Genomic DNA, 10083 nt, shown 5'->3' with positions numbered 1-10083 from the left:
GCCTGTCCAACAGCAATATCCGATGCAGGGAGACTCTGGAAATCAAACGCCTCTTCCTCCTCGGGAACCTGTTCAGCTTCAACAATATTCGGGATTGGGGAAAGTGAGGCATTGACCTCATCAACGGTAGGCAATGCAGATGAATCCGGCATATCCAGAAGCGGAAATGCGATATTTTCTTCCATCACCGGATGTGAAGCAGCAATTTCCGGGCTTGCCAACGCAAGCCCTTCGCTTTGCGCCAGATAATCAGAAGGCGGCGGCACCATGGAGAAATCCAGCACGTCCGGCTCAGGTTCTGCAACACCTGTATCCATCTTTCCGGCAGATGCAATCACCGCTTCTGCTTCAGCAATCAGGCGCTCGACACGCCCATCTTTTTGCTGGGCCTGCAAGAAAAACTGCAACCGTTCCTGCAATTCCGCCACCGCCTTGCCAATTTGCCCAGAAACCCGATCGTTGGCGGGCAACCCTCCGACTAACAATTGATTGAGCAAGTCCTCATGCACCCAACCAAAATCACCCAGGGCAAAAGCTCCAGCCATACGCCCACTGCCTTTTAGGGTGTGAAAAGCACGGCGAATTTCTGTCAGGAGATTGCGGTTTTCCCGCTTGCTGTCCCATTGCGGATACAGTATCTCCAGATTTTGGCTAATATCGGTGACTTCTTCGCAGAAAATTTCGAAAATTTCGTCGCCTAAGGTGTCACGCAAACTGGGCGGGGCCGGTTCTGTAATCAGGCTGTCGCCAAGCTGGGAAAGGTCGGGTGCCGGAAGCGTTGGTAAAGGTTCGCTGGCATGATCTGTTGTGCTTTTTTTTTTGCTTCCAGCTCAGCCTCCACGCCATCCAAATCCACATCGCCCAGCAGATCCAATTGGCTAAAGCTGTCCAATTCACGCAACTTGTCAAAGCCGGTTGGCAGCAATGACAAATAATCTTCATGTTGCAGACGGGCGGAAACCGAGGCCTCAAACAAGGTTAAAACATCGGCAAATGTGGACAACTCCTCCTGGCTTGGCTCGCGTCCATTCGCCAGCAGATCTTCTTTGACATAACGTAAGGCAGTATCCGCTAGTGGCAACAATTCGTTCGCATCCACCATTTTCAGCGCGCCGCTGATATTTTCCAACGAAGTGATCACTTCCTCCAAGCAAACAAACGCCCACCCTTCCTTATAGAAAGCCACAGTACGCGCTTGCGCCTTACTCAGTTCGGTCAGCGTCGTGCGCAACAGGCTGCGTTCACCGGAAGGGTCCAGCGCGTCGCCATCCTGGCTGAAAACAGTGTCCGTCAGGTCATCGCCAGTTTCCGCGTATTCCGCCAGGATTTTTTCGAGTTTGGCGTAGTGGGTGCTGATTTGCAGCATGGCGTCGAAATCCTGCGTTTCGCCACTGGCGGCTTTCGCCTTCAAATCCTGAACCAGGGAGGTCGTCAGTTCTGCGGCACGCCCCAAACCCAGCATCGCTAACGTACTGCTAAGGCTTTCACTTTTGTCCGCCAACTTGCCCAACAATTCCGGCTGACGCGCCTGATCCTGCATGCCATCCAAAATGCCTTGCAAGCTGTGCAACTCATCCGTCACCGACGTGGAGACGGCGCGCCATAAGTCACGTCCAGGCGTAGTGTAGTATTGGCGCAACTCGGTCAGCGTTTCCCCTTTGGGCAAATAAACATCAAGATGGTAGGCGGCCTTGACCTTGTCGGTGGTTTCCGTCCCGCTTTCCGCCAGACCGATGTAATACAGCAGGTTCTTGATCAGCTCATCCGGCAGGGCGTGGTCGTAGCGTTCTTCCCCCAATTCGCCGAAATGGCGGATTTCCCGCTCCAGCCTTCCCATCAGCATTTTGACGGTGACGCCATGCTCCAAACGCCCGGATTCGAGCGCCGCCGCCAGCCCAGAACCGATCCACCACAACGAACGCAGGCGCCGGGAATGGTTCAAGCGGATCATGTTGTCCGTCACCTTGCCCGCCGCCTGCAACATACGTTGCGGCTGCTCATTACGGAACCAGCCCAGCAAGGCTTTTTGCATGAAAAAGCGCAGTTTAGTCGTCACCTGCTGTAAACGGTCGGCCGACAGGGAAACGTATTCATCCGTTCCGATCAGGTCATTGCCAGCATGGCCCTCTTCCGGCAGAAACACCATGTGTTCGGACAACAGCTCAATATCACGGGCGGCGCGCAGGTTGTTCAGGGTAGGCAGGATAATCACCGGCAAATCCGCGTAACCTTCCTGCAAGTGCTTGAGGTATTCGGATAACTGCAACATGCCTTCCGCGATCGCATCTTTGGCAGTCGCCAGATCAGTCACCCGCGCCTGAATCAGCGCATCCAACAAATTGACAATTTCCTGGCACAGCATATGGGAACCGCTGGCCCCCAAAATTTCCAGCACACCCTTGAGTTGTCGGCAGGTCTCGCGGCAAGCGCTCAATTCACCTTTATCGTCAGACTCCGCGTAGCGTCCAAATGCATCACGCGCCCGCTCGGTGGCTTGCTCAATGTCAGCCATGATCCATCCGAGGCGGCTAGCCAAACTTGATTTGTCCGAAATCATATTTCACCTGTCATTATTGTTTTTCTTCGGCCAGATTGAAGTCCGCGATTGCCCCACGCAAATCGGCAGCCGTCGCATTCAGATCAGCGACCAATGCCTGGGTTTCTTCACTGTAACGGGCGGTGTGCTGGGTAATTTCCTGAATGGAGTTCATGGTGGCGCCGACTTGACCCGCCATGCCAGCCTGTTTACCCGCCGCATCGGAAATGTTGCCGATCAGGCGTGCTAGCCCGACCGTCACATCCTCCACTTCATCCAACGCAGCACCGGCAGATTCAGCATTGCGGGCACCATCCACCACCTTGGACGTGGTTTCTTCCATCGAAGCCATCACTTCACTGGTATCCGCCTGCATGGTGCGGATCAGCACATCAATCTTCCGCGAGGCATCTGCCGCCTGCTGGGCCAACTGCTGCATCTCATCGGCCAACCGCCGGAAACCGCCATTGCCATTACCAGCCGCAACCTGATTGGAAGAGGTCTGGATAGACGCATTCAGCGCCAGAATGTTGGTCTGTTCGGCAATATCATTCATTAGGCGCACGATGTCCCCCACTTCCTGGGAGCTTTCCCCCAAACGTTTGAGACGTTTGGAAGTGGCTTGGATTTTTTCCCGGATAGCCACCATATCAGCAATGGTGGCGCGCACGGTATGCGCCCCTGCTTGCGAAATTTCCAGCGACTTGCGTGCCACTTCAGCCGAACTGACGGCATTCCGCGACACTTTTTGTATTTGTTTGGTCATGGTGGAGATGGCAGTTGTCGCCGCCGCAATCTCATTGGCCTGACGCGCCGATGAACTCGCCAGGCTAGTGACCCGTTTATCAGCATCCTGGGCAAAACCCGTCAGCCGGTTGGATGTCATATCCATCCGCATCACCAATGCGCGCAAAGCGTCCACCGCATAATTGACCGCATCCGCAATGGCTCCGGTGACATCTTCTGTCACGGTCGCCCGCATGGTCAGGTCGCCATCCGCCAACGAACTCATTTCATCCAACAAACGCAACACCGCCTGTTGCTGTTGCCGGGATTCACCCGCCATCCGCGTGGCCGCTTCACGTTTCATGCGGAACAGTAGCCAAGCCATTACCAACACGGCAATCAACAACACACCTGCCACGCTTTGGTAGATCAACAGGCTCATACCTGAATCTCCCCGCTTTCCAGCGCACCCACCAGCTTTCTGGCATCCAGCACCGCTACTGGGCGATCATCCAGCAATAACCATTGGCGAATGTAATGGATCCATGCGTCGGCGCATTTCAGGGGAGGATCACAAATGGGCGTATCAGACCAAATATGCCGGACACCTTCAAAATGGCCTGCCTGCAAGCCAAACCATTCCTCTGTTCCCCGCACGACAAACGCCCGACTGGGCAACGCCGATGTCCCATTACCAAACAACAAGGTGGCCACATCCACCAGCGTCACCAGTTGGGCGCGGCAATAAATAATGCCATTTATCCAGCCCGGCACCCCCCGGACACTGGTAATGGATGCGGGCGTCACCACTTCCTCAACTTGTTCACAAGGTATCAGGCAAGCGAAATCCCCCACCTGCACTTGGAATCCTGACCATTCCTGCAACTCCAGCTCGTTGTTCTGGCGGGAACGGCGCTTTTTCTCCCGCAACACCGCCAAACCCGCTAGCAGTTCGTAAGGGCTGGCCATTATTGCGCCGCCCCGGAAACAAACTGCTTAATGGCGGCGAGCAACACCCGCGAGTCCACCGGCTTGACCAGGTAGGCTTTTGCCCCCTGACGCAGTGCCCACACACGGTCAGTCTCCGCAGATTTGGAGCTACAAACAATGATGGGAATATGGGCGGTTTCTGGGGAGCGCGTCAATTCACGGGTAGCCTGAAAACCATTGAGTAATGGCATGACGACATCCATCAGGATCACATCCGGTTGACGGGTCTTGGCAACCTCAATACCCTCTTGGCCATTACAGGCCACACTGACTTTGTAACCTTTTTTTTCCAAGAGGATGGTGAATATTCGAGTTTCCGCCAAGGAATCGTCTATGATCAGCACATGCGGCTCAGACATGCTTCCTCCTTAATCATCCACAAGATCAATAGGAGGGAGGGTCTCTTTTTCGACAGAAATTGCAGACGCATCCCCAGCCGGGTGGGCATTGGCTTTCGGCAAAGGCGCATGTGTATAGATGGCCGTCAATAAATCCTCTTTGGTGAAAGGCTTGGTGAGGTATTTATCAGAGCCTGCTAGGCGGCCACGTGCCATGTCGAAAATACTGTCCTTGCTGGACAACAAAATAACCGGAATATCGCGGTACTGCCGATTGGCCTTAATCAGCGCACAAGTTTGGTAGCCATCCAGACGTGGCATCATGATATCAACGAAAATAACGTCTGGCTTGAAGGAGGCAATCTTCGCCAGCGACTCGAACCCGTCGCCTGCCGTCACCACCCAACATCCTTCCTCACTAAGCAGCACTTCCGCAGTGCGCAGGATAGTCTTGCTATCATCGACCACCACGACTTTCAGGCCAGTCAGGTCGCGTTTAGGCACATTGTTTTGGGAATCGGACATAATTCTACACAGCTCGTTGTTTTTTTAATTATTCTATTAGAGCGTTTCATAGTGTCAGGCAAACCTAAGCTTACAAAAGGTATGAAAGCCACGACAGGAAGCATCTATCAACGCTCTTTATTTATGCATGCAGTTTACATTAACGGCAGAAATAACCAAATCCTTTCTGACAAAGCGTCATGCCGCTAATGGGTAATAGTCACCCGCCACTAAGGTAATATGGGTAATTTCCGGGGCGCAGTTGCGGCGGATCGGCAATCCTGTCGAACCGATGCCCCGGCTGGTATAAATCCACGACTCATTCACCCGATGCAGGCCTTGCACGTATTTGCGACCGAGATAAGGGCGGATAAAAGGCTTGCCCGGCTTGATCTGCACTTGGCCACCATGCGTATGCCCGGACAATTGCAAGGAAATGCGGGTATCTGCGGCATACCAATCAATCATGTCAGGCTCATGCGCCAACAAAATCACCGGCTTGTCGCCACGCAGCTTCCCCAATGTGGTCTTGATATCCGGCTGACCCAGCCAGCCATCATCAATGCCCGCCAAATGCATGACGCCACCACCATACTGGAGATCCAAGCCATCGTTGCGCAACACGGGAATCCCATGCTTGAAAAAGGTTTCCTCAATCAATACCGGGTCAGTCTTGATGTCATGGTTGCCCATGACCGCAAATATGCCGCAACGGGCGTCCAGCTTCGCCAGTTCCGGAACCAAATCAAGGATATCCTCTTCATCGTGCCAGACATAATCGCCGGTCAACACCACCAGATCAGGTTTGAGGGCATTGGCTTTTTCCACCGCCCGCACAATGTGCTCCACCTGGGTATACGGCCGTAAATGCATATCGGTAAGCTGCACAATGGTAAAACCTTCCAATGCAGGCGGCAGATTCTTCACCGGAATTTCAATGAACTCCTCCACCAGCCAGCGAATTTCATTGACCCGCTCGGCATGACGGTCATCGTGGAAATAGTTCAGACGCCCAATCCGGTTCAACACTTTCTGTGGTGTTTTTGCCGCTGTTTTCAACATTGTTTGATAGCCTCTTACATACCGTTAGGGAAAACTTTTATGCTGGCAGCACCCGATTCCCGCACCCCTTTGAGCGCGCCAGCATAAGCACACAGGATACCGCAGGCATATACGATACGCTTGCGGAAATAGCTATCCGCATCCGCATTATTTTTGCCTGCATCGTCGTTCAACACAGATCCCACATGCCGCACAATGACATGCTCCGGGATATAACACAGACGGTTATTCTTGTAACTGCTCATCCGCAATTCTGCGACAGGATACGCGCCGCCATCGCCTGCTGATACTGTCACGATCAAAGCCGGTTTGTGGGCCAGTTCGCCTGCCCCCCACAGCAGGAAAAAATTTTTCAGCCCCGCCGGTACTTGCCCATGCCACTCAGGGGAGATAATCACGAAACCATCACTAGCGGCCAGTTTTTCCGATAAAGGGCCCAGCAGCGCCTGCCATTTTTCCTCGCCGTTCCAAATGCCTTCATCCCACAGGGGCAAAGGGTTGCCTGCAAGGGAAAAAACTTCCGTTTCAGTCGCTTGATGATTGTCCAGCAGCGATTGGGCAATATGACGGGCCACTTTTTCACTTTGGGAGTTTTCACGATGACTGCCGCTGATGAGCATAATTTTCATGGTTCCGTTCCTCCAATAAAAAACCGGGGTATACCCGGCTTTTTATTGACTGTCCAATAAGCTTGCAGAAGTCAGATGAACAGGCAAATATCAGATTCACCAGCGAACTCAAAGAAAGCCGCTGCGCCAGCGTATTCAACGCCGTCAATAAATTCCTTGTGGTCCATTTCGAACAAGTCCACCGTCATCTGGCAAGCAATAAACTTGACATCGGCTTCTTGGCACAAATCACGCAACTCCCGCAGATCCGCGACGCCCTTGTCAGCCATTTTCTTTTTCATCATGGTGGTCATCATGCCCTGCATGCCTGGCAGCGCCTGCAACAGGACTGGCATCGGCACCGGCATCGGCATCCCTGGATTGCCCAATGAAGTGACTTGCAGGTTAGGCTCTTTCTTCAACAGTTGCAGGCCATAGAATGTGAAAAAAACCTGTACGTCATAACCAAGCGCAGCCGCAGTAGAGGCCAGGATGAACGGAGGGTAACCCCAGTCAAGGGTGCCTTTAGTTGCGATGATAGCCAGCTTTTTCATGCTTTGTGTCTCATGGATAATTACAATTCACAGGCCTTTTGCGGGCCCACCTCTCTCAAATAGCGCAGCCAACTATATCAGAATAATCTGAATTAGGCAGCGTTCGGCAGCACAACCTTCATGCCTGACTGATACCAGCCGACAATGCCGCCCTTTAAGTTGACCGCATCAATTCCCGTATTTTGTTTTAGGAACATGCATGCCTGTGCGGAACGCGCACCGGTGCGGCAGTAAAAGACAATGGTCTCATCACGCGGCAGATCATTCATGCGCATCGGCAAAGTATGCAAGGGCATAAACTCGAAACCTTCGATAACACCCTGCGCAACTTCAGAAGCGGAACGCACGTCAAGCAAGCGGATCTTTTCACCCGAGTCCAGCATTTTTTTCAAACCAGCAGCGTCAACTTCACGAATCCCAAACATAAAAAAACCCTTATCCTAATAAATATTAAAACTTTCTGATATTCTAATTAAGATGCGCCAACTGTCAAGAACCAGCAGCATGTAATATAGTTGCTGCATGAAGTACGCCATCCTCAGCAGTTTCTTGCTTTACAGTCTAGCGGCGGGCATTCCTCCTTCCGCCCACGCCGAGCTCAATCTCGAACTTCCTGATGTGAATGTGCCGGATCTGGGCGACCCCGCCAACAATGCACTCAGCACTGCGGAAGAATCCGCCTTGGGAATCAAACTGATCCGGGAACTTCGCGGCAGCCAGCCAGTGGTGGAGGATCCTGAACTCAGCGAATGGCTGCGCGCACTGGGGAACCGCCTGGCGGCGCACGCCCCTGGCGGCGGCAATTATTACTTCCTGATCGTCAAAGACGCTGAAATCAACGCCTACGCCATGCCCGGCGGGGTCATCGTGATCCATTCCGGGCTGATCCTGAACACCAGCTCTGAAAGTGAGCTGGCCGCCGTGATCGCCCACGAAATCGCCCATGTTTCCCAGCGCCACATTGCGCGCATGCTGGCCAACCAGCAGGGCAACCCGCTGATCACCGGCCTGGGCATACTGGCCGGAGCCGCCGCCGCCAGCAAAAGCCCGGATGCAGCCCAAGCCATCATCACTGGGACTTTCGCCTCCCAAGCCCAACAACAACTGGCGTTTAGCCGCCAGATGGAAACCGAAGCCGACCGCACCGGCCTGCGCATCCTCGCCAGCACCGGGCTGGATCCGCAAGCCATGCCAGCGTTCCTGGAAAAGCTTGACCGCCGCACCTCCGACCTGCACGGCGACATCACCCAATTCCTGCGCAACCATCCATTAAGCATCGACCGCCTCAGCGACACCCGTTCCCGCGCCAATCAACTGGGGCAACGGCCGGTGCGCGAAGACGCCGATTACGCTTACGCCAGGGAAAAACTGCGCGCCCTGACCGCTCCCGGTTCACCCGCAATCACAGGGGGCAACACCCAACTGGCACAATACGCCCAGGCCATCCGCCAATTGCGTAACGGCAACGGCGACGCAGCCCTACGTGCGTTGGGGGCACAAACAGGCCCGCTTCCCATTACCTTGGCGGTTGCCGAAGCCTTGAATGTTTCACGCCGTTACCAGGAGACGGAAAAACTGCTGACGCCACTGGCGAACGCCTATCCAGGCCAAGAAGACATCCTCACCCTGTTAGGGGTGGCCTTGCTGGCCGAACAAAAAGCCCCGCAAGCCTGGCAATTGTTCAATCAGGCCAGACTTTCCGAACAGACCAGCCTGGAATTCCTCGACATGCGCCAGCGGGTTGCCGAGCAGGCGGGGCAAACGGCCGAAGCCTACCGTTCCGCCGCCGAGCGCAGCATCCGCATGGGGGAATACAAACATGCCCGCGCCCTATTGGAGCAGGCATCAAGGTTGCCCGGCATTCCTGCGCAGACCGCCGCCCGTATGCAAGCCATGTCCCAAGACATCAACCGGATGGAAAGCAGGGAAAAGCAACTTGACAAGTTTTAACCCCCCCTTCATTACACCTATATATCGACATATAACTATATTCTTATAAATATTTGGATTCATTAAAGTTCTTTTGCGCGATCCGGCGCAATCGGTTAAGCTGCGTATCCGGCTATTTGATATATCTCAAGATTCAGGACATTTTCACGTTGTTTCGGGAAACTTGGGACAAAGCTTTTTATGGTGATGATTCTGTTAGAGAGGAGGTAACCATGCGGAAACTTTTTCGCATTTTGATAATGTCGTCGGCAGTATCAGCATTAGTGCTGAACGCTGGTTTCCCGTCGGCTTACGCGGCGGATGACGCCAAGAAAGAAGACAAGAAAACTTCAGCAACTGACGACGCAAAAAAAGAAGACAAAAAAACTTCAGCGGCGGATGACACCAAGGACGCCAAGAAGGAAGACAAACAAATGACCCCGGCTGAAGAAGGCAAGGCAATCGCCTTTGACCGCAGGCTGGGCAATTGTCTTGCCTGCCATATGATCGCGGGCGGCGACATGCCCGGCGATATTGGCCCGCCGTTAGTCAGCATGGCCGCCCGCTATCCAGACAAGGCCAAGTTAAGCGCGCAAATTCATGACCCCCGCGTCGCCAACCCCAACACCATCATGCCCCCCTTTGCTCCCATGGGGATTCTGACCGACGAGCAGATCGACAAGGTCGTTGAATTTATTTCGACACTTTAAGCAGCGAGCTTGCCAACAAAATTCTGGAGAAGAGAAGACCTATGAAACGGAGAACATTTTTGCAAGGCGCATTAGCCGCCAGCGCAGCGGGCATGGCGGTCAGCGCAGGCCTGCTGGCCCCACGCA

General features: G+C 53.8%; 12 protein-coding genes. 2 read left to right on the top strand and 10 right to left on the bottom strand.

Features of this window, described 5'->3' with window-relative positions; all coding sequences use genetic code 11:
• From VSS37_RS13690 to VSS37_RS13645, 10 genes are all read right to left on the bottom strand, one after another.
• On the bottom strand, positions 1-713 hold a 713-nt coding region (locus VSS37_RS13690), incomplete at its 3' end, for an Hpt domain-containing protein (protein WP_324696112.1).
• A gap of 23 nt (positions 714-736) precedes the next feature.
• Positions 737-2512 (bottom strand): FimL-related protein, encoded by a 1776-nt coding sequence (locus tag VSS37_RS13685; protein ID WP_324696109.1) that lies wholly within the window; start codon positions 2510-2512, stop codon positions 737-739.
• A gap of 58 nt (positions 2513-2570) precedes the next feature.
• Positions 2571-3704 (bottom strand): methyl-accepting chemotaxis protein, encoded by a 1134-nt coding sequence (locus VSS37_RS13680; RefSeq protein ID WP_324696107.1) that lies wholly within the window; start codon positions 3702-3704, stop codon positions 2571-2573.
• Positions 3701-4231, bottom strand: coding sequence for a chemotaxis protein CheW (locus VSS37_RS13675; protein WP_324696106.1), 531 nt, complete (start codon positions 4229-4231; stop codon positions 3701-3703). Before VSS37_RS13675 ends, VSS37_RS13680 begins: the two co-directional genes overlap by 4 nt.
• Positions 4231-4611 (bottom strand): response regulator, encoded by a 381-nt coding sequence (locus tag VSS37_RS13670; protein WP_324696105.1) that lies wholly within the window; start codon positions 4609-4611, stop codon positions 4231-4233. Before VSS37_RS13670 ends, VSS37_RS13675 begins: the two co-directional genes overlap by 1 nt.
• 9 nt (positions 4612-4620) lie before the next feature.
• Positions 4621-5115 (bottom strand): response regulator, encoded by a 495-nt coding sequence (locus VSS37_RS13665; RefSeq protein ID WP_324696104.1) that lies wholly within the window; start codon positions 5113-5115, stop codon positions 4621-4623.
• Positions 5116-5292: 177 nt separating this feature from the next.
• Positions 5293-6156, bottom strand: coding sequence for a metallophosphoesterase (locus VSS37_RS13660; RefSeq protein WP_324696103.1), 864 nt, complete (start codon positions 6154-6156; stop codon positions 5293-5295).
• Positions 6157-6170: 14 nt separating this feature from the next.
• Positions 6171-6785, bottom strand: coding sequence for an NAD(P)H-dependent oxidoreductase (locus tag VSS37_RS13655; RefSeq protein WP_324696101.1), 615 nt, complete (start codon positions 6783-6785; stop codon positions 6171-6173).
• Positions 6786-6856: 71 nt separating this feature from the next.
• On the bottom strand, positions 6857-7318 hold the full coding sequence (gene dsrE2 / locus VSS37_RS13650) for a sulfur carrier protein DsrE2 (RefSeq protein ID WP_324696099.1): 462 nt from the start codon (positions 7316-7318) through the stop codon (positions 6857-6859).
• Positions 7319-7410: 92 nt separating this feature from the next.
• Positions 7411-7743: a rhodanese-like domain-containing protein gene (locus VSS37_RS13645; RefSeq protein ID WP_324696097.1), complete on the bottom strand. Its 333-nt coding sequence runs from the start codon at positions 7741-7743 to the stop codon at positions 7411-7413.
• Between the two features lie 97 nt (positions 7744-7840).
• Here VSS37_RS13645 and VSS37_RS13640 point away from each other — a divergent pair, with 97 nt between their 5' ends.
• Together VSS37_RS13640 and soxX are read left to right on the top strand one after the other, a co-directional pair.
• Positions 7841-9268 (top strand): M48 family metalloprotease, encoded by a 1428-nt coding sequence (locus VSS37_RS13640; protein WP_324696096.1) that lies wholly within the window; start codon positions 7841-7843, stop codon positions 9266-9268.
• Positions 9269-9417: 149 nt separating this feature from the next.
• The gene (soxX, locus tag VSS37_RS13635; protein WP_324696095.1) at positions 9418-9957 is read left to right on the top strand and encodes a sulfur oxidation c-type cytochrome SoxX; all 540 of its coding nucleotides are present in this window, start codon (positions 9418-9420) and stop codon (positions 9955-9957) included.
• Positions 9958-10083 lie beyond the last annotated feature (126 nt).

Origin of the sequence: Candidatus Thiothrix phosphatis (assembly GCF_035668035.1) — a bacterium.
Classification (GTDB): domain Bacteria; phylum Pseudomonadota; class Gammaproteobacteria; order Thiotrichales; family Thiotrichaceae; genus Thiothrix; species Thiothrix phosphatis.
This window is presented reverse-complemented; position numbering and strand designations above follow the sequence as displayed.